The sequence below is a fragment of the Flavobacterium dankookense genome, assembly GCF_004362665.1.
GTDB lineage: Bacteria > Bacteroidota > Bacteroidia > Flavobacteriales > Flavobacteriaceae > Flavobacterium > Flavobacterium dankookense.
Map to the genome: position 1 here is coordinate 418881 of NZ_SNXR01000011.1, position 17812 is coordinate 436692.

19 protein-coding genes are annotated in these 17812 nt (G+C 31.9%); 11 read left to right on the forward strand and 8 right to left on the reverse strand.

All coding sequences use genetic code 11. The annotated features are described in order from the left end of the window. Positions 1-79 precede the first annotated feature (79 nt). The 3 genes from BC748_RS03130 (at position 80) to BC748_RS03140 (ending at position 3919) form a co-directional block, all read left to right on the forward strand. The gene (locus tag BC748_RS03130) at positions 80-646 is read left to right on the forward strand and encodes a Crp/Fnr family transcriptional regulator (protein ID WP_211338541.1); all 567 of its coding nucleotides are present in this window, start codon (positions 80-82) and stop codon (positions 644-646) included. Positions 647-706: 60 nt separating this feature from the next. Continuing rightward, complete coding sequence (locus tag BC748_RS03135; protein ID WP_133532001.1) at positions 707-1474, forward strand: hypothetical protein; 768 nt, start codon at positions 707-709, stop codon at positions 1472-1474. A gap of 66 nt (positions 1475-1540) precedes the next feature. Then, a complete protein-coding gene (locus BC748_RS03140) occupies positions 1541-3919 on the forward strand; it encodes a TonB-dependent receptor (protein ID WP_133532002.1) in 2379 nt (792 codons plus the stop codon). Between the two features lie 303 nt (positions 3920-4222). Here BC748_RS03140 and clpB read toward each other — a convergent pair whose 3' ends face one another. Beyond that, complete coding sequence (gene clpB, locus BC748_RS03145; protein ID WP_133532003.1) at positions 4223-6862, reverse strand: ATP-dependent chaperone ClpB; 2640 nt, start codon at positions 6860-6862, stop codon at positions 4223-4225. A 260-nt stretch (positions 6863-7122) separates the two neighbouring features. On the opposite strand from clpB, the gene BC748_RS03150 reads away from it, so the two are divergent. The 4 genes from BC748_RS03150 to ytxJ all read left to right on the forward strand — a co-directional run bounded on the left by BC748_RS03150 (position 7123) and on the right by ytxJ (position 9241). After that, entirely contained in the window at positions 7123-7692 is a 570-nt protein-coding gene (locus BC748_RS03150; RefSeq protein WP_133532004.1) for a Crp/Fnr family transcriptional regulator, read from the forward strand. Positions 7693-7758: 66 nt separating this feature from the next. Continuing rightward, positions 7759-8286 (forward strand): heme-binding protein, encoded by a 528-nt coding sequence (locus tag BC748_RS03155; RefSeq protein WP_133532005.1) that lies wholly within the window; start codon positions 7759-7761, stop codon positions 8284-8286. A gap of 20 nt (positions 8287-8306) precedes the next feature. Further along, complete coding sequence (uraH, locus tag BC748_RS03160; RefSeq protein ID WP_133532006.1) at positions 8307-8711, forward strand: hydroxyisourate hydrolase; 405 nt, start codon at positions 8307-8309, stop codon at positions 8709-8711. A 143-nt stretch (positions 8712-8854) separates the two neighbouring features. After that, positions 8855-9241, forward strand: coding sequence for a bacillithiol system redox-active protein YtxJ (gene ytxJ / locus BC748_RS03165; RefSeq protein ID WP_133532007.1), 387 nt, complete (start codon positions 8855-8857; stop codon positions 9239-9241). A gap of 47 nt (positions 9242-9288) precedes the next feature. On the opposite strand, the gene BC748_RS03170 is transcribed toward ytxJ, so the two are convergent. Further along, positions 9289-10473, reverse strand: coding sequence for a hypothetical protein (locus tag BC748_RS03170; protein WP_133532008.1), 1185 nt, complete (start codon positions 10471-10473; stop codon positions 9289-9291). 253 nt (positions 10474-10726) lie between these two features. Here BC748_RS03170 and BC748_RS03175 point away from each other — a divergent pair, with 253 nt between their 5' ends. Beyond that, positions 10727-12283, forward strand: coding sequence for a GAF domain-containing sensor histidine kinase (locus BC748_RS03175; RefSeq protein ID WP_162846394.1), 1557 nt, complete (start codon positions 10727-10729; stop codon positions 12281-12283). Beyond that, on the forward strand, positions 12276-12665 hold the full coding sequence (locus BC748_RS03180; protein ID WP_133532010.1) for a response regulator: 390 nt from the start codon (positions 12276-12278) through the stop codon (positions 12663-12665). Before BC748_RS03175 ends, BC748_RS03180 begins: the two co-directional genes overlap by 8 nt. Here BC748_RS03180 and BC748_RS03185 read toward each other — a convergent pair. Both BC748_RS03185 and BC748_RS03190 read right to left on the reverse strand, forming a co-directional pair. Beyond that, complete coding sequence (locus BC748_RS03185) at positions 12662-13426, reverse strand: TIGR02757 family protein (protein ID WP_133532011.1); 765 nt, start codon at positions 13424-13426, stop codon at positions 12662-12664. The genes BC748_RS03180 and BC748_RS03185 overlap by 4 nt on opposite strands. Further along, on the reverse strand, positions 13426-14088 hold the full coding sequence (locus tag BC748_RS03190) for an ABC transporter ATP-binding protein (protein WP_133532012.1): 663 nt from the start codon (positions 14086-14088) through the stop codon (positions 13426-13428). The genes BC748_RS03185 and BC748_RS03190 overlap by 1 nt, the downstream gene beginning before the upstream one ends. A gap of 154 nt (positions 14089-14242) precedes the next feature. Between BC748_RS03190 and folE the strand changes: the two genes are divergently transcribed. Both folE and BC748_RS03200 read left to right on the forward strand, forming a co-directional pair. Then, positions 14243-14911 (forward strand): GTP cyclohydrolase I FolE, encoded by a 669-nt coding sequence (gene folE, locus BC748_RS03195; RefSeq protein ID WP_133532013.1) that lies wholly within the window; start codon positions 14243-14245, stop codon positions 14909-14911. Positions 14912-14962: 51 nt separating this feature from the next. After that, positions 14963-15277 (forward strand): hypothetical protein, encoded by a 315-nt coding sequence (locus BC748_RS03200; protein WP_246013992.1) that lies wholly within the window; start codon positions 14963-14965, stop codon positions 15275-15277. On the opposite strand, the gene BC748_RS03205 is transcribed toward BC748_RS03200, so the two are convergent. The 4 genes from BC748_RS03205 to BC748_RS03220 all read right to left on the reverse strand — a co-directional run bounded on the left by BC748_RS03205 (position 15274) and on the right by BC748_RS03220 (position 17789). Then, the gene (locus tag BC748_RS03205) at positions 15274-15600 is read right to left on the reverse strand and encodes a DUF6787 family protein (protein WP_133532014.1); all 327 of its coding nucleotides are present in this window, start codon (positions 15598-15600) and stop codon (positions 15274-15276) included. The genes BC748_RS03200 and BC748_RS03205 overlap by 4 nt on opposite strands. Positions 15601-15630: 30 nt before the next feature. Beyond that, on the reverse strand, positions 15631-16065 hold the full coding sequence (locus tag BC748_RS03210) for a DUF6146 family protein (RefSeq protein WP_133532015.1): 435 nt from the start codon (positions 16063-16065) through the stop codon (positions 15631-15633). 113 nt (positions 16066-16178) lie between these two features. Next, on the reverse strand, positions 16179-16763 hold the full coding sequence (locus BC748_RS03215) for a hypothetical protein (protein ID WP_133532016.1): 585 nt from the start codon (positions 16761-16763) through the stop codon (positions 16179-16181). A 66-nt stretch (positions 16764-16829) separates the two neighbouring features. Then, positions 16830-17789 carry a D-2-hydroxyacid dehydrogenase gene (locus BC748_RS03220; RefSeq protein ID WP_133532017.1) on the reverse strand — a complete coding sequence of 320 codons (960 nt, stop codon included), beginning with the start codon at positions 17787-17789 and terminating at the stop codon, positions 16830-16832. Positions 17790-17812: the final 23 nt, after the last annotated feature.

Consider the following 17812-nt stretch of genomic DNA (forward strand, 5'->3'; position numbering starts at 1 on the left):
ACTGAAATAATTGTTAGCGAATTTTTAACTTTGTTAAGAAGAGGAACTTTATAATAATGATTCCATAGATCATAAAAAAATGATGAAACAACTACAATTTGCTATAAAAGAACTAATAACTATTTCAGAAAACGAAATGGAAAATTTCTTGTGTTATTGCAAATCTAAAACGTTTAAGAAAAAAGAAGTTTTAAGTAAACCAAACGAAATTGCAAACGAAATATTTTTTATCAATAAAGGAATCATTAGAGTTAAAATTCTTGACAATAGTGGAACGGAACATTCAATTCATTTTGCATTAGAAAATCAATTTATTGCCGATTACTCCAGTTTTATTCAGCAAACAAAATCAATTTATACTTTAGAAGCACTAGAAGAAACCGAAGTTATAATTATGCCAAAATCTACTATTGATTGGGGTTATGCCAATTTGAAAGAAGGTCAAAAAATGGGTAGATTAATTGCTGAATATTATTTTATTTACCAAGATAATCGCATAAAAAACAACTATTTTAGAACACCAAAAGAGCGTTATGACAATATTTCAGAGGTGTTTCCAAACATTCATAATCGTGTTCCACAACATATGATTGCTTCCTATTTAGGAATTACATCAATACATTTAAGTCGATTAAAAAAAACATAAACATTTGTTATCGTTTTGAAAATCCATCTTTTCTATATTTGATATTAATTTTAAAATCAAATGATATACTTTATTGAAACCTTAAAAGAAAGAAACGAAACCTTGTTCAATTTCGGATTAGTTTGTTTGGTTTTTACTATACTGTTTTTTATACTTTCAAAAACAACTTCCACCGAAGTTTTAGGAATTAACGCGTACATCAAACCTTTCAAATTTGCTTTTTCTACATTTATCTATTCCTGGACAGTGGCTTGGTTTTTAGGGTATTTGCCTAGTTTTAATCCAACCATTTTTAATTGGATTATCATCATTACTTTGGGTTTTGAGATAGTCTATATTGCATTGCAAGCCTCAAAAGGAGAGCTTTCACATTATAATATTTCTACACCAACAAAATCTTTTTTGTTTTCAATGATGGCCTTGATGGCAACCATTGCAACTTTGGCAACAGCTTATATTGCTGTTTTGTTTTTTAGCTCTACCGTTTCAGAATTACCCAATTATTATTTGTGGAGCATTCGATTGGGATTGATAATCTTTGTTATTTTTTCGTTTGAAGGTTTCGTTATGGGTTCAAAAATGGCACATACTATAGGAAGTGAAGACGGAAGCAAAGGCTTAGCAATATTGAATTGGAGTTTTACTTATGGTGATTTGCGTATTGCTCATTTTATAGGAATGCACGCTTTGCAAATCATTCCAATCGCATCATTTTATTTATTAAAAAACACCAAACTTACCATTGGGCTAGGTATTTTGTACTTCGGATTAGCTCTTTTTACATTAATTCAAGCCTTACAAGGAAAATCATTTTTCGGTAAAATCTAAACAAATGTTATCGTTTAATGATATAAACTCAAAGTAATTTTGTTTTGAAATTTAAACTTAATTACTATGAAAAATGGATTATTACTAGTGTGTTTGTTATTTGGATTAACCGTTTTTTCTCAAAACGGAACTATTAAAGGAAAAATTACCGATAAATTATCAGAAAAACCACTTCAGGGTGTAATTATTGTACTAGTTAATTCAGAAAACAACACTTCTGAAACTGACGAAAATGGAAATTTTACTTTGCAAAATGTTCCAATCGGAAGGCAAGTAATCGAGATTAGTTTTGCAGGTTATGAAAACAGTTCGGTTCCAAATATTGATGTAACTTCAGGGAAAGATGTTTTTTTAACCATTGCTTTAACTGAAAAATTTAATCAATTGGAGGAAGTTGTTATTAAATCTGACAATAATAAAGCAAAAGCAATCAATAAAATGGCTGCAGTATCAACGCGACAATTTAGCGTAGAAGAAGTAAATCGATATGCTGGTGGAAGAAGCGATGTGGCTCGTTTGGTTGCTAATTTTGCAGGAGTTTCAACTGGAAATGACAGCAGAAATGATATTGTAGTTCGAGGAAATTCACCTGCAGGAATGTTGTGGCGCATTGAAGGAATTCCTGTACCAAGTCCAAATCATTTTTCAACTTTAGGAACAACAGGAAGTCCTGTTTCGGCTTTAAACCCAAATATGTTAGCCAATTCCGATTTTCTAACTTCTGCTTTTCCTGCCGAATACGGTAATGCAATTAGCGGTGTTTTTGATTTGAGTTTTAGAAAAGGAAACAAAGATAATTACGAATTTACTGCTGGCATTGGTGCTTATCCTGGTGTTGAGTTTGTCTCCGAAGGACCAATGGGAAAAAATCAAGGTTCATTTTTGGTTGCTGGTCGTTACGGCATTGCAGGTTATCTTGGCGGTTCAGGAACTGGTGCAGCAATTCCTAACTATAATGATGTTTCTTTCCATCTTGATTTTGGAAAAACCAAGTTAGGTAATTTTACACTTTTCGGAATTGCAGGATTTTCTAATATTGAATTTCTTGGAAAAGATGCCACTGATGAAGACTTGTTTTCTGCAAAAGATGCCAATCAAAAATTAAATTCCGATTTTTATTCTGTTGGTTTAACTCATAAAGTAGCAACTGGAAATAATTCATTTCTAAAAACAACAATTGGAACTTCAAATTCTTTAAATAGTTATGAAGAAGATCGATTGTTTGATATTGGAACTCCAACCGAAAATAAAATTCGGTATACAGAAAGTGATAATCAGGAAAATAGAATTACAGTAAGTTCCTTATTTAACTCAAAAATAAATAGAAATTTTACAATTAGAACAGGAGTTTTATTTGAGCTTTTCAATATAGATTTTAATCTACAAGACCGATTCAAACAAACTGATGCCAATGCCGATGGATTTGAAGATTTCAATACTATTTACCAAACAAAAGGCCATTACACGATTTTGCAACCTTATGCCCAAGCTCAAATTAGACTTTCTGAAAAATTAACATTAAATGCTGGACTTCACGGACAATCATTTTCTGTTAACAATCAATTTGTTTTAGAACCAAGAACTTCCGTAACCTATAAAGTTAATAGCAATAATACTATAAATTTAGGATACGGTTTACATCATCAAAATGTTCCAGCACCGATTTTATTTCAGAATGAAAACATCGGTGGGAATTTAGTACAAACCAATAAAAATTTAGACTTAGTAAGAAGCAATCATTTTGTTTTAGGTTATGATGTAAAATTAGCAGATAAATGGCGTGGCAAAGCCGAACTATATTACCAAAATATTAATAATGCTGGTGTTGAAAATTTCGCTAGTAGCTATTCAACTTTAACAGAAGGTTCCGATTTTGGTTATTCAACCGACAAAACATCATTAGTAAGTAATGGAAAAGGAAAAAATATCGGAATAGAATTAACCATAGAAAAATTCTTTAGCAAAGGTTATCACGCACTTGTAACCACATCATTTTTTGAAAGTAAATACGAAGGTAGTGATGGAATAGAGAGAAACTCACCTTTTAATAACAAATATACCATTAACGCTTTAGGTGGAAAGGAATTCAAAGTCGGAAAATCGAAACGCACCATTCTATCTTTCGATGGAAAAATAACAACATCTGGAGGACGATTTTATTCGCCAATAGATTTAGTTGCTTCACAAAATGCAGGTTTTCAAGTTAATGACGATGCTAATGCGTATAGCAAACAATATGACGCTTATTTTAGACTAGATTTAAGAACTGGAATAAAATTTAATAGTAAAAAACGAAAACAATCTCACATATTTTATTGCGAAATTCAGAATGTAACAGACAATGATAATATTTTTGTAAGTCGTTATAATCGTTTAACAAATCAAGTAAATAGAATTGACCAAATAGGTTTATTTCCAGATTTTGGATATAAATTTCAATTTTAATATAAAATACCACTACTGTCAATAGCCGTATCAAGAAATAGTAAAAGTACTTTATTAAAGTAAAAATTTTAATTAGTATAGGTCAACAAATTTATGTAGTGTTGACACATTTTAATTAGAAGCAAATTGATTAAAGTGAATACACAACTGGAATTTTTTTTTTAATAATTTGCAAAAAAAATGGTTCAAGCTCACATAAAATAGTAAAAGAATAGCAGACTAATATTTAGAAGTTTTTTTAATTTAAAAAACCACGACTAAAATTTTAAGTCGTGGTTTTTAATTTATAATCAGTTTTATTATCTATTCTCTTCCTTCAATTTTTTCAGGTTCTTCGGAGTAAAGCTCACCAGGTAATTGATTGCGAAAAACTAGTTGACCATCAAAACTATCCAATAAAATGATGCTATCAGTAGTTACCTTATTCGCTAAAATCTCTTTAGACAACTGATTTAATACTTCTCTCTGAATAACTCTTTTCACAGGACGTGCTCCATATTGAGGATCGTAACCTTTTTGTGCTAAATAATCAATCGCTTCTGGAGTTGCATCCATTGTTATGTTTTGATGTGCTAACATTTTGGTAACGCTTTTCAATTGCAATCCAACAATTTGTTTGATGTTCGCACTTGTTAATGGCGTAAACATTACAATTTCGTCAATTCTATTGATAAACTCTGGTCTTACCGTTTGTTTTAATAAACCTAAAACTTCTACTTTGGCAGCTTCGGTTACGGCTTCAATATTTCCTTTTAGGTTATCAAATTTGTCTTGTATAATGGCACTTCCCATATTGGAAGTCATTATGATAATTGTGTTTTTGAAATCAGCAACGCGACCTTTGTTATCGGTCAATCGTCCTTCATCCAAAACTTGTAATAAGATATTGAATGTGTCAGGATGCGCTTTTTCAATTTCGTCCAAAAGAATTACAGAATATGGTTTTCTTCGAACAGCTTCGGTCAATTGACCACCTTCATCATAACCTACATATCCTGGAGGCGCACCAACTAATCTGCTTACCGAATGGCGTTCTTGGTATTCGCTCATGTCAATACGTGTCATTGCGTTTTCATCGTCAAATAAATATTCGGCTAACGCTTTGGCTAACTCGGTTTTTCCAACACCTGTTGTTCCTAAGAATAAGAAAGAACCGATTGGTTTTTTCATGTCCTGCAATCCGGCACGACTTCTACGAACAGCATCGCTCACGGCTTCAATAGCTTCTTCTTGACCAACCACTCTGTGGTGTAATTCGTCTTCTAGTTTCAAGAGTTTTTCTCTTTCACCTTGAAGCATTTTCATTACTGGAATTCCAGTCCATTTTGCTACGACTTCTGCAATATCTTCACGAGTTACTTCTTCTTTGATTAACGAAGTTCCTGCTTGGTTTTCGGCTAATTGAATTTGTAAAGCATCCAAACGTTCTTGAGCGTCTTTAATTTTTCCATAACGGATTTCAGCTACTTTTCCGTAATCACCATTACGTTCAGCTTGTTCAGCTTCGGTTTTGAAATCTTCAATTTCTTGCTTGATGTTTTGAATATTATCTACAACATCTTTCTCTGATTTCCATTTGGTGAAAATTTCGTTGCGTTCTTCTTTTAAGTTTGCTAAATCCATTCCCAAACCTTTCAATTTGGTTTCGTCATTTTCACGTTTAATCGCTTCCATTTCGATTTCCAATTGCATAATTTTCCTATCCAAAACATCCAATTCTTCAGGTTTTGAATTGATTTCCATACGCAATTTAGAAGCCGCTTCGTCCATCAAGTCAATAGCTTTATCAGGAAGAAAACGATTGGTAATATAACGTTGTGATAATTCTACAGCCGCAATAATTGCATCGTCTTTGATTCGCACTTTGTGATGGGTTTCATATTTTTCTTTGATACCACGCAAAATCGAAATCGCACTTTCTGTATCCGGTTCATCGACCATTACTTTTTGAAAACGTCTTTCGAGTGCTTTGTCTTTTTCAAAATACTTTTGGTATTCGTCTAAAGTTGTCGCACCAATAGCACGCAATTCGCCACGAGCCAAAGCAGGTTTTAAAATATTTGCTGCATCCATCGCACCTTCGCCACCGCCAGCGCCAACAAGAGTATGGATTTCGTCAATGAAAAGTACGATGTCACCTTCGGCAGAAGTTACTTCTTTTACTACCGCTTTTAATCGTTCTTCAAACTCACCTTTGTATTTCGCACCAGCAATCAATGCGCCCATATCTAAAGAATAAACGATTTTATCTTTTAGATTTTCAGGAACGTCACCATCTACAATTCGGTGTGCTAAACCCTCGGCAATGGCTGTTTTACCAACACCAGGTTCACCAACTAACATCGGATTATTTTTAGTACGACGTGTTAGAATTTGTAAAACTCTTCGAATTTCTTCATCACGACCAATTACTGGATCGAGTTTACCGCTTTTAGCTAATTCGTTGAGGTTTTTAGCGTATTTATTCAAAGAATTGTATGTTTCTTCGGCAGATGCAGAAGTTACTCGTTCTCCTTTACGCATTTCGTCGATAGCAGCTTGCAAACCTTTTTCAGTAACACCTTGGTCTTTTAGGATTTGGGCGACTTTACTTTTCGATTTGAAAATAGCTAAGATTAAATGTTCGATAGAAACGAATTCGTCGTTCATTTTTTTAGCAATGATTTCTGCTTCGTTTACTGTGGTTGCAGCGTCACGAGAAAACATTAAATCACCACCAGAAACCTTTGGAAAACTTTGAATGGTACTGTCCAATATTTTTTTGAAAAGCTCTACATTAACGTTAAGTTTTTTCAAAATAAAAGGGGTTACATTTTCGTCGACTTCCAAGATACCTTTGAAAATGTGTTCGTTTTCGAGCTGTTGTTGCCCTAAACTTTGTGCAATTTGCTGTGCTTGTTGCAAAGCTTCTTGCGATTTGATTGTGAATTTATTGATGTTCATTTTTTTTTATAATGTGTTGTTGTATAGTGAATTGTTGTATAATTTATTGTTGTGATTGAAATTGATTTTTGAAATAGTTACGTCAATTTATGTTCCAATGTTATAAAGCGGTCAAAATGGCTTGTTTGAAAGCAAACAACACTAATAAAGTTACGACAAATAGTCGGGTTTGATGTCAATTTTTCAGTTTATTTACACTAAATTTGAAAATAGGATATTTAATTACATGCTTCATCGATTATCCTTAACATTTCAGTATTATGTATTCTGTTTTAGAAAAATTTATAAAAAGTAAAGTTGAAATTGATGCACAATCTCTTGATAAGATTTGTTCATGTTTTGTGTTATTGAAAACAAAGCGAAATCAAATTCTTTTGGATTATTCTCAAGTGTGTAATTTTTATTATTTCATCAATAAAGGAAGCATTCGATTGTTTACAATTTCGAAAGATGGAAATGAAAGTTCGAGATTTTTTGCATTTCAAGGTAGTTTTGCTACTGCTTTACCAAGTTTTATTGATCAGTTACCTGCTGAGGAGTATTTGCAAACCATTGAAAAATCGGAACTTTTGTGCATATCAAGAGCCGACTTTTATAACTTAGTTAAAGAAATACCGCAATTTGCAAAACTATATACTGAAATTTTGGAGCTTGGTTTTATAGTTGCTCAAAAAAGAATATATGGTTTTCAAGGTTTTGATGCATTAGATAAAGTGAAATGGGTAATAAAACATCAACCTCAACTATTCCTTAAAGTTTCCAATAAAATGGCAGCTTCCTATTTGGGAATTTCTCCATCTACTTTGAGTAGAATCAAATCTAAATTATAGAAAACGTTGACATAAAGCAACGTTTTTTTGTTTTTGAGCAATTAATTTTGCTGAAACAAATTTTATATGAAAACGTTGCACTTACTTCTTTTGTTAATACCTTTTTTTGGTATTGCACAAACTAAAGAGAAACCAAAAGAACTTGGAATATCAACTAACACCTATATTCATTCTGTAGATAATTTGACATTATCAGCATCTTTCGAAATAGTTAAACGCGTTAATGAATCGGCTCGTTTGCTTAATAAAAAAGTAGCCATAGCAATACTTGATGCCTCAGGAACAATTGTTTTACTAACTCGAGATGATGGAGTTGGACCTCATAACGCGGATGCCGCAAAACGAAAAGCTTTCACCGCGCTTTCTACAAAAACGGCTACACTTTTATTGTTGAGAAATGCTGCAGCAAATGACGACACAAAAAATTTAAATACTTTACCAGAATTGCTTTTACTGAGTGGCGGTTCACCCATTTGGTACAAAGGAACTATTGTGGGAAGTATTGGAGTTGCTGGTGGCGGAAGTCCAGAAAATGATGATTTTTTAGCGAAATCGGCAACAATTCAAGAGTTTGGAATTACTACTTCAAAATAAAAATTTAAAATTAAAAAAACATGAAAAACTTATTTACAGTCGCTTTAACGCTTTTTGTTTCAATTATTTTTGCACAAAAAGCAAATTATCAATTGTCTAGTCACATTCTAGATGTTTCAAAAGGAGTTCCAGTTAGTGGCGTTCATATCAAATTGGAACGATATAACGAGCAAAACAAAACTTGGAATTTGGTAGATGAAAAAATTACAGATGTTAATGGCAGAATTACTGATTTTTTAAATTCTGAAAAATCTAATATTGGGATTTATAAATTGACTTATTTTACTAATGATTATTTTAAAAAAAATAACATAGAAAGTTTTTATCCATTTATAGATGTTGTGTTTCAGATTAAAGATCAAAATCACTATCATGTTCCCATAACGCTTTCTGCATTTGGATACGCGACTTATAGAGGGAATTAATTTGTATTAAAACAACATGTTCTGATAATTTATAATTTGACTAAACCAAAAAAATGATGGTATTAATCAATACATAAAAACAAGTTTTTTAAATAAAGAAGCCGTAATTTTGTAAAATCAATTCAATGTAAATTAAAGGCTTTATGAGTTTATTTAAAAATATATTTGGTTCATCCGAAGAAGATAATAAAACTTCAAAAAAGACGTGGAGACAATTAACCGATTTAGGTCAGTTGAATGAAATTGTTGAGGTGTCAAATGAAAAGTTAGTTTTGATTTTCAAGCACAGCACACGTTGTAGTATTAGCAGATATGCTTTGAAGCAATTTGAGAATGAGTTTGCATTTGGCGATAAAATTGTAACTTATTTTCTGGATTTAATAGAGTTTCGGGATATTTCAAATGAGATAGCTCAACGTTTTGGTGTTATTCATCAATCACCACAAATTATACTTATTAAGGAAGGAAAAGCAATTTATGATACCTCTCATGAAAGTATCGAGGCAAAGAAATTAGAATCATTTATTTGATTTAAAGCAATAAAAAACGCATTGGAGAACAATGCGTTTTTTGTTTTTTATCTTCTGAATTTATTCCTTGTAATAATTTCTTTCAGTTTGTTTTTTAAATCATTTCCAGTGTCAAAAACCATTTGTTCATTGGATGGAAATGGAACTGCTCGTCTATCAAAATTAGGATAGTATTCTTGTTCACATGCTCGTTTATCACCTTTAAATCTCGAATAAATATGATTAAAAGTAAACTCGCTTGCTAATGGGAATGTTTGTAATAATTGATTGGTTCTAAAGTCAATATAATCCACTTTTGCAGTTACTTGACATGCTTTAAATTGTGCAAACTCATAAACAGTAGCACGAACTGTTCGCATGTCATCAACTTTGATTGCGTTACCTAAACTGTCTTTTACAACTTGTCCGTTAGCATTTAATAGATTTTTTAAACCTACTTTTATAATTTTCTCTTTTTGAAGTTCTTTTTCTTTCACTTGTTCTGGTGAAATATTGATCTGGCGAAAATTAACCACCAATCCATAGTCGTAATCAATTCCTTTTTGGCGATTGCTGTGATAAACAGTCCATTTATCATTTAAACCTAAGGTGCTAAAATCCAATAAATCGTTTTCAAGACGAACCGGAATAACCATATTGGTTTCGTTTTTGGTGTAAACGCTAACAAAATCGGTTCCTTTAAATCGTGCTTCTTCAATAAGCTTGTCAGTATCTTTAAATCCAGGACTTAAGTTTTTTAAGTAAATCAAATCATCATACGCACGTCTGAGAACCATTTTGTCTTTGTTGATTAAAAGCGCTTTTGAGTTATCGTATAAATATTTTGCTAAAGCATTTTTGCTGCTAACAATTTGATCTGAATAATCATCAAAAGGGAAAATGGCATCTCGACCTTCTTTTAATAATTTTAATGGTAATAATGGACGAATTTGTTCTTGGCGGTTATTCAATTGTACATAAGTATTATATATTTTTTCAAGATTTTGTGGATTAGCATCTTTAAACCAAGTATTTATGTTACGTAAATCCCTATCTTTTGCTTTGGCAAACGCTTCTTCGAGCAAATAAACATAATCTTGTTTTCCTTTAGCGTTTTTGTTGCCTTTCAACCCATCAACAGCATTTTGAATAGCTCCATCATATTCTCCAGAAGTCAACATATCTCTCGTTTGACGAACGCCACAGGAGGAAACGATAAGTAGTAAAGCAAGTAGTTGTGTAATTTTTTTCATTCCTATTTTTTTTAACAAATATATATTTTTAAAGGATATTCCATGTTCAAAATAATAATAATTTGTTTTTAACATAAATTATTTAATAATTTATAATATTAATTAAAATTAACTTGTGTTATCTAAATAATAATCTTAAATTTCCAGTATTCTTATTTGTAAGTAGTGATGTATGGAAAATGGAAGAATTAGCAAGAATCTACTATATTCTGATAAGCACTTTGAGTTACTGCTCGAATTGTACAGATTTTCCTTGGCTAATCATACCACCATTGAAATTGCTCTAGATAAAATCACCGAAACAGTTGTAGAAGGTTTACATATTGAGCGATGCAGTTTTTGGAAAATTGAAAATGATAGACTTGTCTGCTTAAATCTATTCGAAAAAAATACTAATTCCCATACCAAAGAGGCTGATTTAATTGCCGCAGATTTACCTATTTATTTCAAAGCATTAAAAGACGGTATTGCCATTGTGGCTGATGATGTGTTGAACAACACTTATACCAAAGAGTTAAAAGAAAATTATCTAATTCCGCTTGGAATAACAGATATGCTTGATTTGCCAATCCGAATTGATGGAAAACTGTATGGAGTGCTATGTTGTGAACATCGGGATAGCGATAGAGTTTGGATAGATTCTGATTTAGCATTTACTCGTTCAATTGCGGATATTTTATCCATACTTTTTGAGCAAAATAACAAGAAATTAGTTGAAAAAGAATTAGTAGAGAGTGAGCGAAAACTGAGTTTAATTACAAACAATTCTAAAGATGGTTTTGTAGTTTTTGAGAATAAAGTAATCACTTACATTTCACCTTCTTACTCTAAAATGCTTGGATATTCTGAGGAAGAAGTCTATAAAATGAAGTTGGAAGATGTTTTTAATAGCATCCATCCAGAAGATGTAGAAAAGGTTAGAACCATTATCTATGATAATTTAGGTAAAAGAGAGAAGAACTTTAAATCTGAATTCCGATTTAAAAATAAAGAAGGAAATTATTTTTGGAGAGAAGATACAGCTAGTGTTTTATATGATGAAAACGGTAATTATGAAAAATACATTATCATTTCAAGAGATGTAACAGCTATAAAAACAGCAGAAATGGAGATTGACAAAATGTATACCATTTCAAAAAATCTTAACGAACGACTACTTGATTTTACCTACATTATTTCTCACAATATTCGTTCTAATACGAGCAATATCAGTATGATTATTGATTTAATAGAATCAACTTCTGACAATGATGAAAAAGAAGAATACTTTCAATTACTGAAGGAAAGTAACAAAAAACTAGTTGATACGATTTACTATTTAAATGAAACCGTAAATATTCAATTGAGTTCTAAAGAGAATAGGGTAAAGCTAAATCTGAAAGAAGAAATTGAAAAAATTCTAGTTGCTATCAACGCCATAGTTAAAAGTAATAATGTTACGATTAATTATCACATTCCTGATGATTTTACTATCAAAGTAATTCCTTCCTATCTTGAAAGTATCATGCTCAATTTGATAACAAATGCTATCAAATACCGTTCAAAAGAAAGAGATTTGATTGTTGAAATTACAGCAAAAAAGAAAGAGAATAAATATACTATAAGCGTTAAAGACAATGGACTTGGAATAGACTTGGTTAAAAATAAAGATAAAATTTTTGGAATGTATAAAACATTTCATGGCAATCCTGATGCTGTTGGTTTGGGATTATTTATGACCAAAAACCACATAGAAGCATTGGGAGGAAATATTGGAGTGGAGAGTAAAGTTAATATTGGAACCGAATTTAAATTTAGATTATATGAGTGATAAGAAATCTATTTTTGTGATAGATGATGATGCAATTTTTGTTTTTGTGCTTAAAAAATTATTTTTAAAAATGGAAAACAATACACCTTTAGAAACATTTTCAAATGGATATTTAGCCTTAGAAGTTTTAAAAGAAAAATTTTCAAAAAACGAAAAGTTACCCGATATAATCTTTCTTGACATTAACATGCCAATGCTTGATGGCTGGCAGTTTTTGGATGAAATTGAGTTATTACCTTTTGGCGATTCGCTAAACGTTTATGTTACTTCGTCAACTATTGATACTACTGAAATCGAAAAAGTAAGTCTTTATAAAACTGTTCGCGAGTTTGTTTCTAAACCAATTTCTCTTGCGGAATTGAATCGAATTATAATGAATTAGAAACGTTCAAAAACACCCAATCCAAATAGCGCAAAGTCATATTTGACTGGATCAGTTGCGTCTAGTTTGCGTAGCATTACATCCAGTTCGTTTAGCGCTTTTGAATCGTTTTGTTTTCTAGAAAGGAGTTCAAGTTTTCTTGCTACATTTCCCGAATGAACATCTAAAGGACAAGATAATTTGCTTGGTGAAATGTTTTTCCAAAGACCAAAATCAACACCAGAATTATCTTTACGAACCATCCAACGTAGAAACATGTTGATTCGTTTGGCTGCCGAACCCATTTCAGGATTGGAAACATGTTTGTTGGCTCTGTTTTGGTGTTCTATTTCAAAGAAATGATTTTTAAAAACAGTGATGCTTTTTTGGAGCGAAGTTGGTTCTTGATTTTTAGTAAAAACACCTTCTAATCCACCATGATTTTGATAAATATGCCGCAATGATTTTATGAAAGTTTGAAAATCTTGCCCATTAAAAGTTCGGTGTACAAAATGGTTTAAGCTTTCTAAATCTTTTGGACTATGATTTTTCACAAAGTCAAATGGCGAATTATCCATTAAATCCATCATCTTTTGTGCATTGTTGATGATCATCTTTCGATTTCCCCATGCGATGGTAGCAGAGAGAAAACCAGCAATTTCAATATCTTCTTTTACTGAAAACTGATGCGGAATTTGAATAGGATCTGAGTCTATGAATTTTTTTGTGTTGTATAATTCAACTTTTTCGTCCAAAAACTCTTTGAGTTCGTCAAAGTTCATTATTCAGAAATTAAACCATCAACCATTACTAATTTTCTATCAGCCATGTTGGCTAGCTCTTCATTATGGGTAACAATTACAAAGGTTTGATTGAATTCGTCTCTCAATTTAAAAAATAATTGATGTAAATTTTCAGCAGAAGCAGTGTCTAAATTTCCGGATGGTTCATCGGCAAAAATAACGGCAGGTTTATTAATCAAAGCTCTGGCAACTGCAACGCGTTGTTGTTCGCCACCCGAAAGTTCGTTGGGTTTATGATGTATTCGTTCCGCTAAACCTAAATAGTTTAACAGTTTCATCGCTTCAGCTTCGGTTTGGGCTTTTTCCTTTCCAGCAATGAAAGCAGGAATGCAAACATTTTCTAAAGCGGTAAATTCGGGTAACAATTGTTGAAACTGAAAGATAAATCCAAGATGTAAATTTCTAAATTTAGACAATTCCTTGTCTTTCATATTTAATAAATTCTGTCCTTGAATTTCTAAATATGAATTGTCATTTTTATCAGGATTATCAAGCGTTCCCAAGATTTGGAGTAGTGTAGTTTTTCCTGCTCCTGAAGCACCAACTATGGATACAATTTCTGCTCTTTTTATTTCTAAAGAAACGCCTTTTAGTACTTGTACGCTGTCGTATTTTTTAATAATATTTTTTGCAATAATCATCAATCGAATTTTTCACAAAGTAACAAAGTATTTTTATTTTTTGGTCATTATCAATTTTATTTATAGTTGAATAATTTATAAAGTTTTGTTAAGTAGTTAATTTTGTTTAATTATTAATTACTTTTGTTAAACAAAATTTAAAAATTTAATTCTTATGAACACTACCATTGAAAAAGAATTATTTGAATTGATAGGCGACAATCATCAAATGACTTCTGCGGAAACACCAATGCGACCTGATGCATTTATAAAATCAGATGAACAAAAGATGATTGCTATTGAAAAACATTTTCATGCCATAATGGATGAAATGGGAATGGATATGAGCGATGATAGTTTGCAAGGAACACCACATCGAGTGGCGAAAATGTTTATACAAGAGATATTTTCAGGACTTAACCCAGCAAATAAACCAAAAATTTCTGTTTTTGAAAACAGTTATAATTATGATAAGATGTTGGTAGAAGCCAACATTAGTTTCAATTCTACATGTGAACATCATTTTTTACCTATTATTGGAAAAGCGCATATTGGTTATGTTTCTAGCGGTAAAGTAATTGGTTTATCCAAACTAAATAGAATTGTTGATTATTATTCTCGTCGTCCACAAGTGCAAGAACGATTAATTATGCAAATTTTCAACGAATTAAAGACAGTATTAGAAACGGACAATGTTATTGTTGTGATGGAAGCAAAGCACCTATGTGTTTCAAGTAGAGGTATCAAAGACGAAAGTAGTTACACTTCAACAATTCAATACGGAGGAATTTTTAATGAAAAGGAAAATAGAAATGATTTCTTCAATTTAATTAATCAGGAATAAATTTGGCATTAGTTTTGATAATTAGTTATAGAAATTATTAAACTAAAAAAATTGACAGAGCAACTCAAAACCGTTGGACAATCAAATTATGAGTCGGATAAAAGCCGTAATTTGATGATTAGTGTTTTATTAGATTTAGTTGGTATGGCTACGTTTCTTATACCAGCTTTAGGTGAAATAGGTGATCTACTTTGGGCGCCAATTGCTGGTTATATGATGACTAGAATTTACAAAGGTGCTTCAGGAAAAGTGGCAGGTATTTTTGCCTTTTTGGAAGAGATAATTCCTTTTACCGACTTTATTCCAACATTTACATTAATGTGGATTTATACTTATGTAATTAAAACTGAAAAGAAAGAGCGTTAAGCTCTTTTTTTGTTTTCAAAAAAGTCAGCAATAAAACCAAGTTTCATGCTTCGAAGCATTTTTTTTTCGAATGCCCAAAAGAATTTGAATTGTCCGAAGATAAAACCAAATGAAACCAACAGCAATTGATATATTGGAAAAATCATAACAACATATAATGGATAATAAATCCAATTGGAAATAGTTCCTTTTTCAATTCCAAAAAGTCCTAAAAATGGTTTTGCTAATAAAGCCGATGATGAACCGGTGACAGCAAAAACGATTAGGATGACAAAAACTTGCCAATTTGAAGTAATATTCCAACGTTCTTTAAAACTTGCCATAGAAATTAAACTTATGCAAAGCTATTAATTTTAAATTCTAGGAACAAATCCTGCTAATTGTTGTTTATAGGTAATTTGAAAATAGATGAAATAGTTAAAGATTAAGTAATTGACTTCGTAACCATAATGGATGTTAGGATTGTAATCAATTTGCATTTCATATAAATTGGGATTGTATAAATGTGGCTGCATTGCTCTACGATTCCACTCAGCTACATAAATTCTATTTCTACTTTCTAAAAACGTTTCTGAGTGAAAACCTCTCGGTTGAGCGCGACCTAAAATCCATGAACTAAATCCTGGATCGATAATGATTACTTCATATTCTAGTTCTTCGTTGGCAATTTTAACCGTATCGGAGATTTTATTTGCAACTGCATCGTTTGGATTGGTTGAAATGCTTTTTGAGCTTGTGCAACCCATAATAGCTAGAAGAATAAGCAGTATTGAAATAACAGATTTCACAGTAATTAAATTTCTATAAAATTACGGAAGTTTCCCGAAAGGTTTTGCAATCAAAGTGTTAAAAAAAAAGTCGTACTTGAAGCACGACTTTTTTACTGTTTTAGTTTTATTTTTTATTTTCCAAATAGTTTTCCAAGCAAACCACCTAAAAAACCACCACTTTTTCCATCATTATTTCCACTAACGGCTGATATGGCTTCTTGAATTCCTACTTTACCATCACCATCTTTATCCAATCCGAGCATTCCTCCGTATTTTGAAATAGAGTCCATCAATCCGCCATTAGCATCTGAATTTCCGCCTGTGATTGCTCCAATAACATCGTTAATTTGGATACTTGAATTGTTTGGATCTTTTGCTCCTCCAATTAATGAACCTAAAACTTTTGGAATTAAACTGCCAGCAACACCGGATGATGCTTCGCTACTCAATCCAAATTTTTGACCTAAACTTCCACTCAGTTGATTAGTAATCATGCTAACAACCGGATTAGAAGCATCATTTGCATTATTCCCTTGGAATAATTTACCAATCAAATCAGTTCCACCTTCTTGGGAAGCGATACTTTTTAAGCTGTCTAAAATAGAACCACTTGCGTGTTCCATAACCGCTTCATTCTGTTCGTTTGGCACCGCTGTATTATTGACAACAGCTTCGCCACCGTATTGTTTTACTAACTCTGTTAATTGCTCAAACATCTCATACTTTTTATTGGTTAACAACCAAATGTATGAAAAAAAATACAACTAGGTAAAAAAAGTGGGTTATTTTTCGTTCTTTAATAAACTAATAATTTGTTCGGCTAGCTCGGTTCCAATTCTATCTTGTGCTTCTAAAGTTGCAGCACCAATATGTGGTGTTAACGAAATCTTTGGGTGCATTAAGATTTGAATTTCGGGAGTTGGTTCTTTTTCAAAAACGTCTAATCCTGCAAAGGCTACTTTTTCAGAATCTAATGCTTCTATTAATGCTACTTCATCAATCACTCCACCACGAGCGCAGTTTACTATTCCGACACCATCTTTTAATAGTTGAAATTCTTCCTTCCCAATAACATAACCTTCTTGTGCAGGAACGTGAAGTGTAATGAAATCAGCATGTTTAAAGACATCTTCTAAAGGTTCTGTTTCAAACTCTACATTTATAAATTGTCCATTATAAAAGTCAACTTTAACTTCGGCTTTATCCACAAATTTATCAGCCGCAATAACTTTCATTCCTAATCCCAATGCCATTTTTGCTACAGCTTGACCAATTCGTCCAAAACCAACTATTCCTAATGTTTTTCCACGCAATTCGATACCGTTCGCATAAGCTTTTTTCAAACCTTCAAAATTTGTATCACCTTCTAGTGGCATGTTTCGGTTGGAATCATACAAAAATCGTACGCCAGTAAACAAATGAGCAAAAACCAATTCGGCTACACTTTCTGATGATGAAGCTGGAGTATTAATGACATGAATTCCTTTGCTACGTGCATATTCTACATCGATATTATCCATTCCAACGCCACCACGACCAATTATTTTTAATCCTGGACAAGCATCGATAATATCTCGTCTTACTTTGGTTGCGCTACGAACTAACACCACCGAAACATTATTTTCGTTTACAAAGTTAGCCACTTGTTCTTGAGCTACTTTGGTTGTAATTACTTCAAAACCACCTTTTTCTAACGCTTTAATTCCGCTTTTAGAAATTCCGTCGTTGGCTAATACTTTCATTTTTAATGTTTAATTTTTAGCGT